General features: G+C 65.1%; 20 protein-coding genes and 1 tRNA gene. 13 read left to right on the forward strand and 8 right to left on the reverse strand.

Going from position 1 to position 18979, the window contains the following annotated elements; genetic code table 11:
• Positions 1–132: 132 nt before the first annotated feature.
• From NHH88_02515 to NHH88_02535, 5 genes are read right to left on the reverse strand one after another with little or no spacing between them, the layout of a single operon-like run.
• Positions 133–1089, reverse strand: a complete 957-nt coding sequence (locus NHH88_02515; GenBank protein USX14687.1) for a PDR/VanB family oxidoreductase — start codon at positions 1087–1089, stop codon at positions 133–135.
• Positions 1090–1095: 6 nt separating this feature from the next.
• The gene (locus NHH88_02520; protein USX14688.1) at positions 1096–1599 is read right to left on the reverse strand and encodes an aromatic-ring-hydroxylating dioxygenase subunit beta; all 504 of its coding nucleotides are present in this window, start codon (positions 1597–1599) and stop codon (positions 1096–1098) included.
• Complete coding sequence (locus NHH88_02525; protein USX14689.1) at positions 1596–2882, reverse strand: aromatic ring-hydroxylating dioxygenase subunit alpha; 1287 nt, start codon at positions 2880–2882, stop codon at positions 1596–1598. Before NHH88_02525 ends, NHH88_02520 begins: the two co-directional genes overlap by 4 nt.
• Positions 2879–4051: an amidase gene (locus NHH88_02530; protein ID USX14690.1), complete on the reverse strand. Its 1173-nt coding sequence runs from the start codon at positions 4049–4051 to the stop codon at positions 2879–2881. Before NHH88_02530 ends, NHH88_02525 begins: the two co-directional genes overlap by 4 nt.
• On the reverse strand, positions 4048–4560 hold the full coding sequence (locus NHH88_02535) for a nuclear transport factor 2 family protein (protein USX14691.1): 513 nt from the start codon (positions 4558–4560) through the stop codon (positions 4048–4050). Before NHH88_02535 ends, NHH88_02530 begins: the two co-directional genes overlap by 4 nt.
• 116 nt (positions 4561–4676) lie before the next feature.
• On the opposite strand from NHH88_02535, the gene NHH88_02540 reads away from it, so the two are divergent.
• Positions 4677–5600 carry a LysR family transcriptional regulator gene (locus tag NHH88_02540; GenBank protein USX14692.1) on the forward strand — a complete coding sequence of 308 codons (924 nt, stop codon included), beginning with the start codon at positions 4677–4679 and terminating at the stop codon, positions 5598–5600.
• On the opposite strand, the gene NHH88_02545 is transcribed toward NHH88_02540, so the two are convergent.
• A complete protein-coding gene (locus tag NHH88_02545; GenBank protein ID USX14693.1) occupies positions 5582–7087 on the reverse strand; it encodes an ATP-binding protein in 1506 nt (501 codons plus the stop codon). The genes NHH88_02540 and NHH88_02545 overlap by 19 nt on opposite strands.
• 202 nt (positions 7088–7289) lie before the next feature.
• Here NHH88_02545 and NHH88_02550 point away from each other — a divergent pair, with 202 nt between their 5' ends.
• The 11 genes from NHH88_02550 to NHH88_02600 all read left to right on the forward strand — a co-directional run bounded on the left by NHH88_02550 (position 7290) and on the right by NHH88_02600 (position 16810).
• Complete coding sequence (locus NHH88_02550) at positions 7290–8462, forward strand: acyl-CoA dehydrogenase family protein (protein ID USX14694.1); 1173 nt, start codon at positions 7290–7292, stop codon at positions 8460–8462.
• 26 nt (positions 8463–8488) lie between these two features.
• The gene (locus NHH88_02555; protein ID USX14695.1) at positions 8489–8851 is read left to right on the forward strand and encodes a hypothetical protein; all 363 of its coding nucleotides are present in this window, start codon (positions 8489–8491) and stop codon (positions 8849–8851) included.
• A gap of 3 nt (positions 8852–8854) precedes the next feature.
• Positions 8855–9601, forward strand: a complete 747-nt coding sequence (locus NHH88_02560; protein ID USX14696.1) for an SDR family oxidoreductase — start codon at positions 8855–8857, stop codon at positions 9599–9601.
• An 11-nt stretch (positions 9602–9612) separates the two neighbouring features.
• A complete protein-coding gene (locus NHH88_02565) occupies positions 9613–10017 on the forward strand; it encodes a tautomerase family protein (GenBank protein USX14697.1) in 405 nt (134 codons plus the stop codon).
• A gap of 11 nt (positions 10018–10028) precedes the next feature.
• A complete protein-coding gene (locus NHH88_02570; GenBank protein USX14698.1) occupies positions 10029–10994 on the forward strand; it encodes a LysR family transcriptional regulator in 966 nt (321 codons plus the stop codon).
• 226 nt (positions 10995–11220) lie between these two features.
• Positions 11221–12363, forward strand: a complete 1143-nt coding sequence (locus NHH88_02575; GenBank protein ID USX14699.1) for a muconate/chloromuconate family cycloisomerase — start codon at positions 11221–11223, stop codon at positions 12361–12363.
• A 16-nt stretch (positions 12364–12379) separates the two neighbouring features.
• Positions 12380–12670, forward strand: a complete 291-nt coding sequence (gene catC, locus NHH88_02580) for a muconolactone Delta-isomerase (protein USX14700.1) — start codon at positions 12380–12382, stop codon at positions 12668–12670.
• 30 nt (positions 12671–12700) lie between these two features.
• Positions 12701–13612 (forward strand): catechol 1,2-dioxygenase, encoded by a 912-nt coding sequence (gene catA / locus NHH88_02585; protein USX14701.1) that lies wholly within the window; start codon positions 12701–12703, stop codon positions 13610–13612.
• An 11-nt stretch (positions 13613–13623) separates the two neighbouring features.
• Entirely contained in the window at positions 13624–14412 is a 789-nt protein-coding gene (gene pcaD / locus NHH88_02590) for a 3-oxoadipate enol-lactonase (GenBank protein ID USX14702.1), read from the forward strand.
• A 50-nt stretch (positions 14413–14462) separates the two neighbouring features.
• Positions 14463–15791, forward strand: coding sequence for an MFS transporter (locus NHH88_02595; protein ID USX14703.1), 1329 nt, complete (start codon positions 14463–14465; stop codon positions 15789–15791).
• Positions 15788–16810, forward strand: a complete 1023-nt coding sequence (locus NHH88_02600; protein ID USX14704.1) for a porin — start codon at positions 15788–15790, stop codon at positions 16808–16810. The genes NHH88_02595 and NHH88_02600 overlap by 4 nt, the downstream gene beginning before the upstream one ends.
• 304 nt (positions 16811–17114) lie before the next feature.
• Here the strand turns inward: NHH88_02600 and NHH88_02605 are convergent, their stop codons facing one another.
• Positions 17115–17453, reverse strand: coding sequence for a hypothetical protein (locus tag NHH88_02605; GenBank protein USX14705.1), 339 nt, complete (start codon positions 17451–17453; stop codon positions 17115–17117).
• 77 nt (positions 17454–17530) lie between these two features.
• Here NHH88_02605 and NHH88_02610 point away from each other — a divergent pair.
• Positions 17531–17599 (forward strand) — tRNA-OTHER (locus NHH88_02610).
• 80 nt (positions 17600–17679) lie between these two features.
• On the opposite strand, the gene NHH88_02615 is transcribed toward NHH88_02610, so the two are convergent.
• The gene (locus NHH88_02615; GenBank protein ID USX17515.1) at positions 17680–18921 is read right to left on the reverse strand and encodes an ABC transporter substrate-binding protein; all 1242 of its coding nucleotides are present in this window, start codon (positions 18919–18921) and stop codon (positions 17680–17682) included.
• Positions 18922–18979 lie beyond the last annotated feature (58 nt).

Consider the following 18979-nt stretch of genomic DNA (forward strand, 5'->3'; position numbering starts at 1 on the left):
GCTCTAGAGCGCTCGCCGTTTTCCTATCGTTGCAGCAAAAAAGCCGGCCCTCCGCGTGAGCGGATGGCCGGGCGTGACGGCTGTGTAAATTGGATTCCGGCCATCGCCTAGCTGCAATCCGCAAACCCATCCTTACAGGTCCAACACCAACCGCGCCGAACGCGAACGCGACACGCACGCGCAGATCTGGTCGTTGGCCGCCTTTTCCTTCTTCGACAGGCAATGGTCGCGGTGGTCCGGCTCGCCTTCGAGCACGGCCACCACGCACGTGCCGCAAATGCCTTCCTTGCACGACGTGTCGAGCGTGATGCCGGCGCGCGCCAGTACGTCGACGATGCTGACACCCGGTGGCACCGCGAGCACTTGGCCGGAGGCAGCCAGCTCCAGCTCGAAGGCGTGATCCTCGCCAGACTTCGCCACAGGATCGGCCTTGAAGTGCTCCAGGTGGATCGCCTCCGACGGCCGGTCCATCGAGGCGCGCGCCACCACCTTGTCCATGAATTGCGCTGGACCGCAGGTGTAGACGTGCGCGGCGGGGCCGGTCGACGCCGCCGCCAAGCAGGCGTCCAGCACGGTGTCCATCGCCTCGGGTGCGACGCCGTAGTGGAAGCGCACGTTGGCGCCGAAGCGCGGCGACAGCAGCAATTTGGCGAACGCGGCGTCGGCTGCGCCGCGCGCAAAGTAGTGCAGCGTATAGCGCGCGCCGCTGGCGCTCAGCGCGTACGCCATGTTCAGCAGCGGCGTGATGCCGATGCCGGCGCCGAACAGCAGGTGTTCCGGCGCGCCCTCGTCGAGCGCGAACAGATTGCGCGGCGCGCCGATCTCCAGCACCGCGCCGGCCCGCACGTCGGCGTGCAGCGCGCGCGAGCCGCCCCGCGAAGTCGCTTCGAGCTTGACGGCGATCAGGTAGCTGGACCGGTCGGCAGGGTCGCCGCACAGTGAGTACTGGCGCACAATGCCGCCGGGCACGGTGACATCGACGTGGGCGCCCGGCGTGTAGCGCGGCAATTCGACGCCGGCCGGGTCGGTGAGTCGGAAGGCCAGGATGCCAGGCGCTTCCGTGGTGACGCTAGCGACGGTTAGTTTCATGGTCGCTCACAGCAAGAAACCGAGCGCGTTGAGCGCGTCCTGCGAATTCACCAGGCGCACCACCTTGCGCACCAGCCTCGGACCGTCCTCGGTCAGACGGATGCGGTGCGTCAGGTTGCCCGCGAACAGCGTCGTCGTGCCGCGCTTGTAGGCCGCCAGCAACTGGGCCGAGCGCAACTCGATCTCGTCGCTGTCGGACTCAACCAAGGTGAAACGCGAGATCGTGCGCACCGTCACGGCCGAATCGGCCGCTGACATCGAGAAGCCCGACGAAAAGCGCTCAATGCGCAGCTGGCGCATGCGGGCGTCGTCGTAGGCGTAGTTCAAGGTGCTGGCGAAGTCGGTGGTGTCCGGATCGATCGGTACCACGTAGTGGCCGTCGTCGGCCCACAGCTTGCCCCAGGCTTCGTAGTTTTTGCTGTCGAGCAGCTGGGCTTCGTGCCAGACGAAAGCGATGGCGCGGCCGATCGGCGTCTCAAGGTCGGCGGTTGGGAGGTTTTCGTTGTTCATTTGCTCATCATCCTTTTCCACATGGCATAGGCTTCGCGCATGCCGGTTTCGTCGGTCGAATGCGACACCTTGTCGCCGTTCTGGTCCTGCCACTCGCGGTTCAAGCCGCGATTGACGAGGATTGGCACGTCGCGTCCTGCACGCGAGCCGGCCTGCACGCGTTCCCACGCCTCGGCGTCGTCCGGGCTGCCGAAGCCGAACGGTCCCTGGAAATGCTCGTGGATGCGCAGCCGCTCGCGGTTGGCGATTTCCGGGCCGCCATCCATGCCCAGCGCCACGTGGCGGATCTCGGTCTCGTCAACGGCGACGGGGCGCAGCACGCGGAAGAACGACATCGACATGGCGACGTTCGGGAACAGGTTCAGGTTGAAGCCGGCGCCGTGCAGCGAGCGCACGATGCGGCGTACCTGCTCGGGCGGATAGTCCTTGGACAGCGCCTCCGTCACATGCGCGAAGCGCTCTTGCAACACCTCGGTTCCGTCGTCGATGTCAAGGTCGACGTGCTCGGGCACCATCACCATCACGCTGTGTCCATTGCCCAGCGAGCGGGTGATCGACTCGTCGTCGGTCATGAACGACAGCATCGCCGAGGTTTCGGCGTCGACCGATTGCAGGAAGGTCTTGTGCACCACCGGGAAGTGATAGCCGTCGGTGGTGTTCTCCAGCTGGATCTTCCAGTTGCCCTTAAAGCTGAATTTGTGCTCGCCCTGGGTCTTGACTGGGAAGCCGGCACCCTGTTTCATGAACAGGTCGATCCAGTGGCAAGCGTTGCCGAGGAAATCCTCCAGCGGTTCGATATCCTGGTTGTAGCTGGCGAAGATCATGCCGCTGTAGACGCCGACCTTCAGGCTTTTAAGCGGCAGGTCGGATTTCTCGATAACCTCCTCGTAACCGTCGGCGTAGGGCAGACCGCGCAGCTTGCCGTCCAGCCCATATGACCAGCTGTGGTAAGGGCAGGTGAAGCCGGTGGCGTTGCCCTTGGTTTTTTCACAGACGGTGGCGCCGCGATGGCGGCAGCGGTTTTCCAGCACATGGATGTTGTCCTGGCGGTCGCGCACCACGATCACCGGGTTGCGCCCCACGAAGGTCGCGCGGAAGTCGCCCGGCTTGGGCAGTTCGCTCACGTGGGCGACCCAGATCCAGGTCTGGCTGAAGATGCGGTCCATTTCCGCGTCGAAGATCTGCGGGTCGGTGTACACCGATGGATCTACCAAGGCGTCCTGCACCAGATCGGCGTAGGCGGAGTCCGGAGTGCGCGGATGGAAGCGTAAGGGGGCGTTCATGATTGCTCCTGTTGTTGGAATGAGACTGCGGTGTTGTTCAATGCCGTCTGCAGATGCAGCGCGAGGGCGCACAGGCGTTCGTCGTCGCCTTTGCGGCCGATCAGTTGCAATCCCGCCTTCGCGGGCGGTGCGCCGTCAGCGGCGGTGACGGGAATCGGGAAGCTCAGCGCCGGATGACCGCTCAGGTTGAAGGGGCGCACCAGTCGGCTCAAAGCTAATACCGGATGGCCGGCGGCAACCTCGGCCAAGGTGGGCGGCAGCGATGGTAACGTCGGCATCACCAGCGCGTCGACGCCGTCGAGCGCGAGGTCGATTTCCTCGGTGAAGGCGCGACGCACATCCTCGGCGGCCATCCGCGCGTCGTCGGTGGTGGCGCCGGCCGCTGTCAGCCGCGCAGCGACGTCGGCGCCGACATTGCCGGTGGCTAGCAGGTGGCCGAAGGCGGCCCAGGTCTCGATGTTGATGATCGCCACGCCGGCCTGGAATGCGGCTTGAAGGCCGGGCAGCGAACGCGCGGCGGTGTCCCAGCCGCTGGCGCGCAACGCGGCGGCCAGCGCCGCCTCGATGACGGCGTCGCTCCCGGTGGCGACCACCCCGATGCGGGCGCGTGCTTGCGGCGTTTTGGCCAGCGTCTCGTTGAAGTCGGGGGCGATGGCACGCATCACGCGGTTCAACACCAGCATGTCGTTGGCGAACGGGCCAACGCAATCGAGGCTGCTCTCGCGCGGCCAGGCGCCGACGCGGCTGACGCGGCCGAAAGTCGGCTTGAACCCGATCACGCCGCAGCAGGCGGCTGGCAGGCGGATCGAACCTCCGGTGTCGCTGCCGAGCGCCGCGTCCACTTCGCCGGCGCCGACGGCCGTCGCCGAGCCGCTCGACGAGCCGCCGGGGATCCAGTCCGGGTTTTGCGGATTGCGCGGCGTACCGGCCCAGGCGTTAATGCCGGTCATGCCGTAGGCCAGTTCGTGCATCGTGGTCTTGCCAGTGACAAGCCAGCCGTCGGCCAGCAGTTGGCGCACCACGTCGGCATGGTCGGCGGCCGGCGCGGCGTCAATCAGCGCGGCGCTGCCGCCGCGTGTGGCGTGGCCGGCGATGTCGATGCAATCCTTGATGGCGATGCTGCGGCCCTCGTTACGGCCCAGCATGAAGCGTTCGGTGAAGGCACTCATGCCGGTTGCTCCCCGGCCGCTTCGCGGTTCCACGGCACGCACTCCAGGCGTTCAGTGCGGAAGTGGGCGATCGCCCAGCGCCCGTCCGGCAGCGGCGCGAAGTCGATGGTCAGGCGCGCCGTGATGGCCTGCGCGGTTTCGTCGTCGTACGTGGACAGTTGCAGCATCAGCCATTGGCCTTGCACGCCGCCGTCCTCTTCGATACAGACCTGGTCGGAGGTCAGGAAATGGTGGTTGCGCTTGAAGTGCCGTGATGGCGCGAGATAGGCGCCGACGAAGGCGGCGATCGCGGCGCGGCCCTGGTGGCGGCCGAATTTCCCGGCGTACAAGGCGCCGATGCCTTCCCATACCGCGTCCTCGGTAAACAGGTCGGCCAGTCGCGGGAAGTTGCTGTCGGCGCAGGGCTGGTCGCATAGGTGCATGTAGCGCCCGAGCGTGTTGCGGATCTGCTGCTGCGCTTCGACGCGGTGCAGGCGCTCGGTCAGGGCTTGAACTTCGGTGGAGGGCATGGTGTCTCGCGATGTTGTTGTTGGGAGATGACCGCTTGATTCTATGACCGCGACTTGCATAGATCAAATTGATGTGCTGTATGATCTGCATCAATAGCATGGATTTTGGCGGGAAGATGACGACCTTCAACAACGTGGACTTGAACCTGCTGCGCGTCTTCCAGGCGGTATCGGAAGAGCGCAGCCTGACCTTGGCGGGGCACCGCCTGCATCTGTCGCAGCCGGCCGTCAGCGCCGCCGTCAGCCGGCTGCGCGAACTGTTCGGCGATCCGCTTTTCGTGCGCACCCGCGACGGCATGCAGCCGACTCCCGCCGCGCTGGAGCTGGCCAAGCCGATAAGCCGCGCGCTGCAAGCGGTGCACGAGGCGCTGCGCTACGCCGACGGTTTCGATCCGTCGGCCAGCACGCGCGTGTTCCGCGTTTCGATGACGGACGTGGCGGAGATGGTATTCCTGCCGCCGATCTGCGAGCAGTTGCGGGTGCTCGCGCCACAGGTGCAGTTGAAGGTGGTGCAAGTGCGGCAGGAGTCGATCGTCGAGGCGCTGCGCACCGGGCACCTCGATTGCGCGATCGGTAACCTGCCGGCGATTCGCGAAACCACCCGCCACGCCTTGTTGTTCAGTGAATCGTACTGCTGCCTGACGCGCCGCCGCGCTGGCCTGCCAAAGCGCCAAGCGCTGCGGCTTGACGAGTTTGAGGCCTTGTCGCACGTGCAGGTGCACTCGGCCGAGAGTAGCCACAGCCAGGTGGCCCAGGCTTTGCACGGGATGGGCGTGGAGCGCCGCGTGGCGCTGGAGATTCCGCATTTCTCGGTGCTGCCGCTGATCCTGGCGCAATCGGATCTGGCGGCCACGGTGCCGCTGCGGATCGGTCGTCTGTTCAACGCTGGCAAGCAGTTCAACGTCTACGACTTACCGGTCGCACTGCCGTCGGTGGAGATCATGCTGCACTGGCACGAGGAGTTCGACAACGACCTCGGCGGGAAATGGTTGCGCCAACTGGTGCAGGACCTGTTGCAGGGCTACGGGCGCAACTCGTGATCGTCATCGGCCGCAAGCAGCGGCAGCGCGAAGCGGAATATCGCACCGCCGGGTGCTCCCTGTTCGGCCCAGATATCACCCCGGTGGCGGCCGATGATGTTTTTGCACAGCGCCAGCCCGATGCCGTTGCCACTGACCTTGGAGGTGAAGAAGCCGTCGAACAGCCGCTCGTGCAGGGCCGCATCGATGCCGTCGCCCTGGTCGCGCACCGATAGCAGCGCGCGCCCGTCGTCGTGCTGGCACCAGATGCTGACTCGGCGCCGCGCCGCCGGCGCACGCTGCATCTCCTCGATGGCGTTGAAGGCGAGATTCAGGATCACCTGGCCGATCAGCACCTTCTCGCAGTTGACCATCAACGGACGCGGGGCGAAGTCGAACGCCAGCCGCACACCCGCTTCGGCGGCTTTCAGTTCGATAAAGTAGCGCGTGTCGGCGAGGATGGCGTTGAGGTCCGCCGGCGCCTCGGTTTGCTCCAGCTTCACCACGTAGGCACGCACGCTCTGGATGATGGCGCTGGCGTGGTCCACCTGGCGAGCGGCCGAGTCAAGGCCGAACCGAACGTCGTCGCGCGCGATCTGCGCGCCGCGCAGGCGCATGCCGATGCCCTCGATGTAGTTGCGGATCGCCGCCAGCGGCTGGCTAAGTTCATGGGCGATAGCTCCCGCCATCTCGCCCATGGCGTTGTGGCGCGCCAGGTATTCCAGTGCGGCTTGCTGGTCGCGCCGCGCGCGCGCCGACTCGACCTGTTCGGTGACGTCACGGAAGTGCAGCAGGTGGCCTTTCAGATCGCCCTCGATATCGATATGGCGGCAGGTGCCCTGGAACCAGCGCTTCACATCGCCGTCGAGCACCGTCGAAAAGCTCAATGACAGCGATGGCCCATCCGGCAAGGCCAGCGCCTGCACCCGTTCCAACTCGTGGCGCGAGTCGGTCGCGCACAGCGCCGCCAGCGAGGGCAGCGACGCTCCGGTGGCGGGATCGAGCCGCAACAGCTGGCGTCCGGCCGCGCTTAGGTACTCGAAGCCAGCGTCGGGCGCCAGCACCGCTAGGCCCTCGTCCGAATCCTGCAAGAATTCCTTGATCCGGCTCTCCAGCCGCTTCATTTGGCGCCTGGCCTGCTCCTCGCGCGCGATGTCGCGGAACTGCACCATGATTACGTCGTGGTTGGAAAGGCGGACCAGGGTGGCCACCGCCTCCGACATGATTTCCTCGCCCTGTTTGCTGCGGTAGCACCATTCGATGACGTTGATGCCGCGTTCGACCGCGCCTTGCAGCCACCGGTGGCCCACATCGCGGCCGTACTGCTCCGCGCGCGCGCTCATGTCCGGCGCCTTCAGCGGCAACAGTTCGTCGAGTGTGAACCCGAGCACCGAACAGGCGGCGGGATTGGCCCACAGAATGGATTTGGTTTGCGCGTCATGCACGATGATGCAGGAGGACATGGCCTCCACCATGCGCTGGAAGTCGCCCAGTTCGAATTGCGCCATGACCCGTCCTTTCGCAGTGAGCTTACCCATGTGAGCACACATTATAGGGTTGAGCGCGCGGAAGGCCGCCATTACGTATTTTCTTTAGGTGCCACCGTCATTCCACCTAGCGCCACCGGAATCATCCCGATTGAAGCGCATCGGCGTCCTCCCTACACTGGCATCAGCCGTCCGCGCCACGCCACATAATCAGGAGACCACCATGCTAGCAGTACACGCCGAAGCACCGTCCATCGCCGCCGCTTCCGACGGCCACGCCGAAACCCTCGATCAACTGCTGGCCGACATCCGCCTGCGCCATGCCGAATTCGCCAGCCTGCGCCACGTGCCGCGCGACGTCATCGACCGCCTCAAACAGCAGGGCGTGTACCGCGCCGCCACGCCGGCCTGTTTCGGCGGCAGCGGCATGAGCCCGAGCGACTTCCTGGCACTGGTCGAGCGCATCTCACAGGCCGATGGTTCGGTGGGCTGGGTGGCCAGCTTTGGCTCCGCTTCGATCTACTTGGCCGCTCTGCCGAAGGCGACGCAGGCCAGTATGTACGCCGACGGTCCGGACCTAGTATTCGCCGGCGGCCTGTTTCCGATCCAGCCGGCAATCCAGGTCGACGGCGGCTGGACCGTCAACGGCACCTGGAAGTTCGCCAGCGGCTGCAAGGGCGCCGACGTGCTGGGCGTGGGCATTGGCACCGCCACGCCGGGCCAGCCGGGCGGAAAGCCGCGCACCGCCGTGCTGCCGCGCGGCCAGGTCGAGATCATCGACAACTGGGACGTGGTCGGCCTGTGCGGCACCGGGAGCCATGACTTGCGCGTGGATTCGCGCTTCGTCGCCGACGATTGGACCTTTGTGCGCGGCGGCGAGCCGATGATCGACGAGCCGTTGTACCGCTATCCGACCATCGCCTACGCGGCGCAGGTGCTGGCCGTGGTCAATCTGGGCATTGCGCGCGCCGCCATCGAGGAGATCAACACCATGGCTGGCGGCCGCGTCGCCATCACCGGAGCGCCCAAGCTGGCCGACCGCTCCTACGTGCGCATCGAGGTGGCCAAGGCCGAGGCACGCCTGCGCGCCGCACGCGGCTTCTTCTACGATATCACCGGCGAGGTGTGGAACACAGTGCTGGCGGGCGACCCGGTCACACCGTCCCAGGTGGCGATCCTGCGCCTGGCGGCGGTCGACGCCGCGCGCGCCGGCGATTCGGTCACGCGCCACATGTACGGCCTGGCCGGAACCACCGCCATCTACAGCAGCCACCCGCTGCAGCGCTACCTGCGCGACGCGGCTGTTGTACGGCAGCACGCCTTCCTCGGCGAGGGTATCTATGACGGCGCCGGCGCCGTCGCGCTGGGCGTGCAGCCGATGCCAGGCTTCCTTTAATTTCTCAAAATACACTGGAGACATCAATGACCGACACCCGAAAAGATCCGCTGCGCGTTTTATTCTGCATCGGCGTCACGCAAAACTTCTTCGATCTGCCGGAAACCGATATCGGCGCCGTATGGAAGGGCTACGGCGAGATGATGAGCGCGATGAACGTCATGCCCGGCGTGACCATCCTCGGCACCATGGACGATGATCGCACGATGGTCGGCGCGTCCGAATCCTGGCCGTGGACCGTCTACATCATGGCCGATGTGGCTGATCTCGACACCGTCGTCGCCGCATGCAACCTGTTCCGTACCGTGAAGGTGGGCGATTATCGCCTCTGGAAGTTCGGCAAGATCGAAGCGCGCATCGGCCGCGCCCTGATCATCCAGGGAGGCTAGGCCATGGATGACAGAAAAGTAGCGTTGGTGACCGGCGCGGCGCGCGGCCTGGGTGAGTTGATCGCGCGGCGGCTGCATGCTGCCAGCTACCGTGTGGCGCTGGCCGACCTGGACGTGGCGATGGCGCAAGCTGTCGCCGACAGCCTCGATGACAGTGGCGACACCGCGCTGGCACTGCGTCTCGATGTGCGCGACAAAGCTGGCTTCGAAGCGGCCGCCGCACTGCTGGAACAGCGCTGGGGCGGCGCCCACGTCTTGGTTAACAACGCCGGTCAATCTCGCGTGGCGTCGCTGATGGAGATCTCCGCCGACGAATTCGACGCCGTCGTCGCCGTCAACCTGCGCAGCGTGTTCCTGGCGTGCCAAGTGTTCGGCCAGGCATTCGCGCGGCGGGGCTACGGCCGCATCGTCAACGTCGGCTCGCTTGCCGGCCAAACCGGCGGCACCGCCACCGGCGCCCACTACGCGGCGGCCAAGGGCGGCGTGCTGACCCTGACCAAGGTGTTCGCGCGCGAACTGGCCGCAAGCGGGGTGACGGTCAACACCATTTCTCCCGGCCCGCTGGACCTGCCCATCGTGCATGAAACGGTGCCGGTTGAGAAGATGGCCGCGATCACGCAAACCATCCCGGTGCGCACGCTCGGCGACGCCGGCTTCATCGCCGACGCCGTCGTGCTGCTGGCCGATCCTGCCGCCGGTTCCGCCACCGGCGCCTGCTGGGACATCAACGGCGGCTTGTTCATGCGCTGAAGGGACCTATCATGCCAACCATCCACGCCTTCATCATGGCCGGTCATCCGCATGGACCGAAGCAGCGCCTGATCGCCGCGCTGACCGAAGCCGTCGTCGACTCGGTCGAGGCGCCACCGGCGTCGGTGTGCGTGATGCTGACCGAAGTGCAGCACGAGCATTACGCGGTGGCCGGCAAGCCGGCGCCGGGACCGCGCGCGGTGTTGCAGGCCTTCCTCATCGCCGGGCGCAGCGACGCGCAGAAAGCGAAGCTGATCGCGCGTCTGACGGCGGCCACCGCCTCCATCGGCGTCGCCCCTGAAGTGGTGCGGGTGTTCATCCAGGACCTGCCCAACAGCGACTTCGGGCTCGGCGGCGTGACGGCGGCGGCGCTCGGACGCGGCATCGACCGCGCCGCCTTGTTGAACCAGCATTGACGGGAGTGGCCATGGAACTGCGGCATCTGAAATACTTTCACGCGGTCGCCGAGACGCTCAGTTTCAGCCGCGCCGCCGAACGGCTGCACATCGCGCAGCCGCCATTGAGCCGGCAGATCCGCCAGCTTGAGGAGCTGCTCGGTGTCGAATTGGTCGACCGCGACTCACGCCCCATCGCACTGACGGTGGCCGGCAAATTTTTCTACGAGCAGACTTGGCAAGTGATGTCGCGCTTGCGCGAGATCGAGGACGGCACGCGCCTACTGGCGCGCGGCCAGCGCGTCTGGTTCGGCGTCGGTTTCGTACCGTCGGTGATGTGCGGCTTGCTGCCGGACCTAATACGCCAGTTCCGCGCCGCCGAGCCGGAGGTGGAAACCGGCTTCACCGAGTTGTTGACGGCGGAGCAGGGGGCCGCGCTCAAGCTGGGGCGCATCGACGTCGGTTTCGGCCGCCTGCCGATCGACGATCCCGACATCACCTGCGTCACGCTGCTGCGCGAGCCGCTGTTGGCGGCGCTGCCGGCGTCCCACCCGTTGGCCGAGAGGATGGCGGTGCGCCTTGCCGATCTGGGGCGTCAGGCGCTGGTCGTCTATCCGGCCCGTCCCCGTCCGGGCTACGCCGACCAGGTGCTGGAGCTGTTCGCGCGCCACCGCGTTCGCCCGGCCGAGGTGCGCGAGGCCAACGAGATGCAGACCGCGCTGGGGTTGGTCGATGCTGGCATTGGCGTGGCGCTGGTGCCGGCGTCCGTCGCCCATGGCCGCCGTGGCAGCGTGGTGTTCCGTCCCGTGCTGGAGGCCGATGCCATCTCGCCCGTCATCATGAATTTCCGCCGTGGCGACGAGGGGCTAGTCCTGGCGCGTTTTCGGACGATGGCAGCGGAACTCCTATCTGAACAAGCGATCAATGTTGCAGAAATGCATGCCGCAAGTGCGCAACCCCCGCCGCAAAAGCGGGCGAGCCCGTTGGTAGCCGTTTGAAAGTCGGGTTATTAGGGCGCGAAGGCGCGCGAACCCTTTCTAATCCAGCCTGTTTGTTTGCGCTGCGGCGCTCGATCCGCGATGCGCCGTCGCCTCGCGGGCGTTTGCGCGTGCGTACCGGTCCACATCCTCGTCTTATACCTTGCGGGTATGGCACTTGCCTCCATCGGTCTTGGACGCGGCGCGCGCTTGTTCCTAATATGGTTCGAACATAACAAGGAGCGCCATGAGCCATACCAACATCGGGATCGCCAGCGTCGACGTGCTGCTGCTCGACCTGCCCACCATCCGCCCGCATCAGCTGTCGGTCGCCACGATGCGGCGCCAGAAGCTGGTTTTGGTGCGCATCCGCGCCGAAGACGGTGTCACCGGCTGGGGTGAGGCTACCACCATCGGCGGCCTGGCCTACGGCGAGGAGAGCCCGGACAGCATCTGCGTCAACATCGAAACCTATATGCGACCTTTGCTGACCGGTGCCGACGCCACCAGTCCCAACGCGCGCATGCGCGACTTGCGCGACAGCCTTCAGGGCAACCGCTTCGCCCTGTGCGCCATCGAAACCGCGCTGCTGGACGGCCAGGCTCGGCGCCTCGGCGTGCCGCTGTCGGACTTGTTCGGCGGGCGCGTACGCGATAGCTTGCCGGTGGCGTGGACCCTGGCCAGCGGCGACACCGGACGCGACATCGCCGAAGCCGAGGAGATGCTCGACCGCCGCCGCCACAACGTCTTCAAGCTCAAGATCGGCGCGCGCGAGGTGCGCGCCGACGCCGCCCACGTCGCGGCGATCAAGCGTGCGCTGGGCGACCGCGCCAGCGTGCGCGTCGACATCAACCAGGCCTGGAGCCAGACCGACGCCATGCTGGGCATGAGCCTGCTAGAGCACGCCGGCGTTGATCTGGTCGAGCAGCCGATCGCCGCGCACGACCACGAGGGCATGCGCCGCCTGCGCGACATGAACCGGGTGCCTTTGATGGCCGACGAGGCGTTGCACGGTCCATTGGATGCCTTCCGCATCGCCGAGCGACGCGCCGCCGACGTCTACGCCGTCAAGATCACCCAGTCTGGCGGCTTGCGTGCCGCGCAGCAGGTGGCGGCCATCGCGGAGGCGGCTAACATCGGCTTGTACGGCGGCACCATGCTGGAGGGAGCGGTCGGAACCGTCGCCTCGGCGCAGCTGTTCGCCACTTTCCCGGATCTGGCGTGGGGCACTGAGCTGTTTGGACCGCTGCTGCTGACCGAGGACATTCTGCGCACGCCGCTGGTTTACCAGGATTTCGCGCTCCGCCTGCCGTCCGGCCCGGGCCTGGGTATCGACATCGACGAAGAAAAGTTGCAATTCCTGCAGCGCCAGTACAACACTAACCATTGAAACGGGGAGCACACCGATGCTGTTCAAAGTAAGCATGACCGTCCGACTGCCGCATGCGATGCCGGCCGACGAAGCGGCCCGCCTCAAGGCAACCGAACGTGAAGTAGCGCAGGGCCTGCAACGCAGCGGCAAATGGCGCCACCTGTGGCGCGTGGCCGGCCAGTATGCCAACGTCAGCGTGTTCGACGTCGACAGCCCGGCGGAGCTGCACGATTTGCTGGGAACACTGCCGCTGTTCCCCTACATGGAGATCGGGGTCGAGGCGCTGTGCCGCCATCCTTCCTCGATCCACGAAGACGACCGCTAAGCCATCAACAATTTCAACAAGGGACCCACCATGGACAAGAACGCCATCGACGCGCTGCTGCGCAAAATCGAAAGCACCGAAAAGGACCACGGCAACCTGCGGGTGCAGACCATCGTCAACCGCATTGTGCGCGACCTGTTCGCTACCATCGAGGAGCACGACGTTCAGCCGCACGAATTCTGGAGCGCGATCAGTTATCTGACAGAGGCGGGCAAATCGGGCGAATACGGCCTGATCGCCGCCGGCCTGGGGCTGGAGCACTTCCTCGACCTGCGCATGGACGAACAGGAGGCGCGCCAGGGCGTCAGCGGCGGCACGCCGCGCACCATCGAAGGGCCGCTGTACGTGGCCGGCGCGCCGGAGACCAATGGCCTGGCGCGGCTCGACGTCGACGAGCAGCCGGGCGAGGTGCTGTTCATGCAGGGGCAGGTGCGCGGCGCCGACGGCAAACCGCTGGCCGGAGCACTGGTCGAGGTCTGGCACGCCAATCACCTTGGCCGCTATTCCTTCTTCGACCCGAGTCAAAGTGCCTACAACCTGCGCCGCGCCATCCGCACCGACGCCGACGGCCGCTATCGCCTGCGCAGCCGGGTGCCGGTCGGCTACAGCGTGCCGCCGGACGGCGCCACCGAGAAGTTGCTCAAGGCGCTGGGACGTCACGGCACGCGTCCGGCCCACATCCACTTCTTCGTCACTGCGGTGGACCACCGCAAGCTGACAACTCAGATCAACATTGATGGCGACCCCTACCTCTGGGACGATTTCGCTTTCGCCACGCGCGAGGGACTGGTGCCGGCGATGACCAAGGTCACCGACCCGGCGGAGTTGCGCAGCCACGAGGTGGAACAGCCGTTCTATTCGATCGACTTCGACTTTGACCTGCACGCGCAACGCGATGGCCTGCCGGCGGACCAGATCGAGCGCGTCCACTTCGTCGCCTGACGGAGCGCGCGATGCCGATACTCGATTTCGGCGATCGCCAGATCGCCTATACGCTGCAAGGACCCGCCACGGCACCGGTGCTAGTGCTGTCCAATTCCCTCGGTACCACGATGTCGATGTGGGACGCGCAAGCCGACGCGCTGGCGCCAGACTACCGCGTGCTGCGCTACGACACGCGCGGCCACGGCGGCTCGGGTATAGGCGCCGATCCAGCCGGCGGCTATACGCTCGCGGAGCTGGGCGGAGATGTCCTGCGGCTGCTGGATGGCCTGGCGATCGGCCGCGCGCACTTTTGCGGCATTTCCATGGGTGGGCTGACCGGCCTGTGGCTAGGCGTGCACGCCGGCGACCGTCTGCACAAGCTGGTGGTCGCCAACAGCGCGGCGCGCATCGGCGCCACACAGGTATGGCGCGAGCGCGCCGCGCTGGTGCGCTCGTCCGGCATGGACCAGGTGGCCGATGGCGCTGCGGGACGCTGGTTCACGCCGGGCTACGCGGCCGGGGCGCCGCGAGTCGTCGCTGGGCTGGTCGAAGGCTTGCGCCGCACCACGCCCGCCGGCTACGCGGCCTGCTGCCTGGCGCTGGCGGCGGCCGACTTGTCCGACCAGATCGAAGCGATCGGCACGGCCACCTTGCTGGTGGCGGGCGCCGGCGATCCAGTGACAACCGTCGCCGACGCCGACTTCCTGCGCAAGCGTATCCCCGGGGCCGCCATGGTCACGTTGCAAGCCTCGCACCTGTCGAACATTGAGGCTGCGGACGCCTTCACCAATGCGCTGCACGCCTTCCTGGATCGATAGCCGGCACGCTAACCACACCACAAATAATAAAACACACAACGGAGACAACCATGGATCAAGTCCTCATCGAAACGGCGGCCAGCCGGCCTGCGACCGCCCGCGACAACGACCACGCGCTATACCGCAAGGTCACTTTGCGCATCGTTCCCTTCCTCTTCATCTGCTATGTGGTCTCTTTCCTCGATCGCATCAACATCGGCTTCGCCCAGCTTCAACTGAAGCACGACCTGGGCTTCAGCGACGCCATGTACGGCCTTGGCGCGGCGGTGTTTTACATCGGCTACGTGCTGTTCGAAGTGCCGAGCAATCTGCTGCTGGCGCGGTTCGGCGCGCGCAAGACCTTCGTGCGCATCATGCTGCTCTGGGGCGCGGCCTCGGTTGGCATGATGTTCATCTCGACGCCGACGCAGTTTTATCTGCTGCGCTTCGCGCTGGGCGTGTTCGAAGCCGGCTTCTTCCCCGGCATCGTGCTTTATCTGACCTATTGGTATCCGCCGCTGCGGCGCGCCTCGGTCCTGTCATACTTCTTCGCCGGGGTTGCGGTCGCCGGCATCGTGGGCGGCTTGGTCTCGGGATGGATACTGCGCGATCTGGACGGCGTGATGGGCCTCAAGGGCTGGCAATGGATGTTCTTCCTTGAGGGCTCGCCGGCGCTGCTGCTGGCGGTGATCGCGCACCGCTGGCTGAGCGACTATCCGGAGGATGCCGTCTGGCTGTCCCAGTCCGAGAAAGCGCGTCTGGCGGCCAATCTGGACCACGGCGGCAGGGCGGCCCATCGCGGCGGCGCCACGCTGGCGGCGTGCCTGCGAGACCCGCGCATTTATCTGTTCTCGCTGCCGTATTTCGCCGTCACCGGCGCGGCGCTGACCTTGAGCTTCTGGATGCCGCTGATGATACGGGATTTCGGTGTCAAGGACGTGGTGCTGGTCAGCCTGTATTCCGTGATTCCCTACACCATAGGCGCGATCGGCGTGCTGCTGCTGGCGCGCAGCGCGGACCGCGACGGCCGCCATGCGCGCTACTTTGCCGGCTGCGTGGTCGCCGGCGCGCTGGCGTTGGCCGCGCTGACCACGCACCCGACAAACCTGGCGCTGGCGCTGGGATTGTTGTCGGTGGCGGCGGTGGGGCTGTATTCGGCATTGCCGATCTTCTGGGCCATTCCGACGGCGCACCTACCGCCCGACATGCGTGCCGGTGGCATAGGACTTATCAGCAGTCTTGGCACCAGCGCAGGCATCGCCGCGCCATGGGCCATCGGCCGTATTAAGACAGCTACGGGCAGCATGGACCTGGCGCTGCTGGGATTGGGCGTGCTGCTGGTTCTCAGCGCCGTGGTTTTGATGGCGGCGGGCCGCCGCGCGCGCAAGGGGACCGTATGAAGCAGTTCCCGATATTGGCGATGACGATGGCGATGGCTGCGGCGGTACCCGCGCATGGGCAAGACAGCGTCGCCATGTCCGGCATCCTCGACACTTACCTCGACGCCAGCCGCGCAGGCGACGCCCACGCGACACGCGTGCAAAGCGGCGGCATATCCGGTTCGCGCATCAGCTGGCGCGGCGGCGAGGACCTGGGTGGCGGCAACCGCGCGATCTTTCTGCTGGAGGCGGGCATCAACATGGACGATGGCAGCTCGGGACAGGGCGGTATCCTGTTCGGCCGCCAGGCATGGGTCGGGCTGGCCGGCCCGGCGGGGGAACTGACGCTAGGGCGCCAGTATTCGCCGAACTTCTACACCATCGTGACCTATGGCCTAGGCGGTGGTCTCGCATGGGGCAACGCGTCGAACTACTTCACGGACAATTCGCCGTTGCGCGTCAACAACGCCATCAGCTACGCGTCACCGTCGATGGCCGGTTTCAAGGTACGCGCCTTCATGACATTGGGTGAGAACACCACCCAGCCGGGCGGCACCAACATCGGCGCCATCCACAGCGGTTCGCTGCAGTACGACAGCGGCCCGCTATCGGCCGGTATCGCCGTTGAATCGCGCAAGACGGCGCTCGCTAACACCGAGCGCTTTTACGCGGCCGGCGCCAGCTACCGCTTCACGGGCTTCAAGCTGGGCATTCTCGGCCAGGGACGGCGTGACGATATCGGCGCCACCGCCAGCGACGCCATCGAGCTCGGGGTGTCCATCCCGCTTGGAATGGGCTCGCTGTTGCTCGATGCCGGCCGTTTCCGACACCGGGATGTGACGGACGGCGACGCCACGGCGCTGAGCGTGCGCTACGACCATAATCTGTCGAAGCGTTCAATGATCTACGTGGGCGCAGCGCAGATCCGCAACCAGGCACGCGCGCGGTTCGGCATCAACGGCAACACCGGTCCGGCTTTGGCGGTTTCGCCTGGCGCGGATCCACGCTCCGTGATCCTGGGCGTACGCCACCTCTTTTAAGGCGATTCTGGCCGTCGGTCAGATCCGAAATTCGCGAACCTGAAGCGCTACCGGCGGTTGATACGCGGAGGCGCTCTTACGTGGCGCGAGTGCAGGTCTTGTGCGAAAAGAGTTGCCCGTCGTGACAGCCGTCATTCCACTCTGCCCAAAGCCGTCGTGCGCGGCCAACAGTTCGCCGATCACGGACGTGCGATCTGCGTTTTACGGATAATGCGTCGGAGCAGCCACTGTCAAAGCTTATGACAGGTTTGCCACATCCAATTCAATAACTCGAGACAAAGTATCGATAACAATGTGAGCTCAATCAACAGAGCACGAAGCCGGATACCTGTGATGAAGTAAGGCTCGCCATGCGATAGTCCCCGAATGCGTCGGCCAATGTCTTGATGCGGGATTTGTCGGATTGCTCGCTGCGTTTCGTTGGCAGCACTTCAGTTTCGAAGCGATCCAGCACGTCTTTGATGAGTGTTGCCTCGGCCTCGTTTCGTGACACGAACACGCCCCGGACCATTTCTGATTCAATGACCGTTGCCCACTCTTCGGCCGCAATCAGCGAAGTGAAGGTCTTCGTCTGGGTCGGATAGCCCCGCTTACGGATTTGCACGTGGTACTGCTTGTCGCCTTTTTTACGGATCGTTGGCATAAAAGTCTGCTGCAAGTTCGGAAAGCAGCAGTGTGCCAAATTTGTGCCAATAAATGGGAATTTTCTATGTACGCGAAGCGGCTGTTGATGCTATTTTGGGCCTCCGAAGCCAAGGGTCGTGGGTTCGATCCCCGCCAGCCGCACCAGAATTCTCTCAGTAAAATCAATACGTTAGCCTGTCGATGTACTCTTTTCGAGCGGCGTCACCGGCACCGCCGTCCTCCAATCATTTTTGCGCCAACACCTCCGCCAACTGCCGCTGTGCGTGCGCGGGCGATATTTTTGGATTGTTGAAGTAGTCGGCGACGATATCGATCCATCCCTGCGACATTTGCGGCGGCATTAGCATCGATTGCGCGAACACCTGCCCGTGCTTGCGCGAAATTAGATCCAGCCCAATCTTCCCGCACGTATCGAGATTATCGCGCTGGATGTCGGTGCGCGGCGGAATCGACCCCTTGATCTTGTTGAAGGCGAGCTGGTTGTTGACGTTCATGATCTGGCGCGCGAAGAGCCGCTGGGAACGTCGCACCTGCTCGTTGCTTGAGACCGGAAAGGCGAAAGCGTCGATCACCACGAAATAAATCGAATTCGTCCCTGGCGCCAAGGTGCAGCGGAAATCCTTGTCGACCACCAGCCCGGCCTCCTTCAACTCCCCCTTCGCATAGTCGCCCATGAACTGCATGCCCGCCCGGCCCCGTCCGACCGAGAGGGTCGCGTCGACCCAGGTTTTGCCGCCCCGCGCGGGATCGACGAAGACGCTTAAGCGCCGCAGGATGTCCAGCGCTTTCAGCATCGCCGGGTCCATGGCGGCGTTCGAATCGCCACCGGCCAACAGGCGCGTATAACCTTCGGCGCCATAGACGGAATAGACGATGTCATTGAAGAGCAGGGAGATTTCCCACGCTCCCGATCCGAGTGCGATCGGTATATAACCGGCTGCCTTGATTTTGGCGGCACTGGTCAGAACGCTGTCCCAGGTCGTCGGCGGCGGCAATTTCAACTGATCGAATATCTTCTTGTTGGTCCAGACCCAGTTTTCGGCGTGGATGCTGACCGGCGCAAAATAAATGTGTCCCTTGTAGCTGATGTGGTTGACCAAATTCGGGGGCAGGAAATCGCGCCAATGATCGGCGGCCGCGATTTCTTCGATATCCTCGATGACCCCCATCGACGCCAGCTCCATGCTTTCCCCGTTGGCATTCCACTGAATGACGGCGGGAGGATAGCCGTTGGCGATCATGTCGGTGGCCAAGCCGTTTTGCGCCAGCTTGTTCTTGGACGGCATATCGACCCATTTGCCGCCCATTCCCTTCCAGGCGTCGCGATAGACGTCGAGGGCCTTGCGCTCGCTTGGCGAAATCCAGTAGTGCGCCACCTCCACCGACGGTTGAAACGCGCCCGTCCCGGGCTTGGGAACCGATGGCGGCTCCGCGCGGGCGAGCGGCGTGAGGCACATCGCAAGCATCAAGCTTGCGTATCCCGGGAATAGAGGGTGTCTGCGTGTCGTCATGGTCGAACCTGCT

The organism is Oxalobacteraceae bacterium OTU3CAMAD1 (assembly GCA_024123915.1).
Lineage (GTDB): Bacteria > Pseudomonadota > Gammaproteobacteria > Burkholderiales > Burkholderiaceae_D > Rugamonas.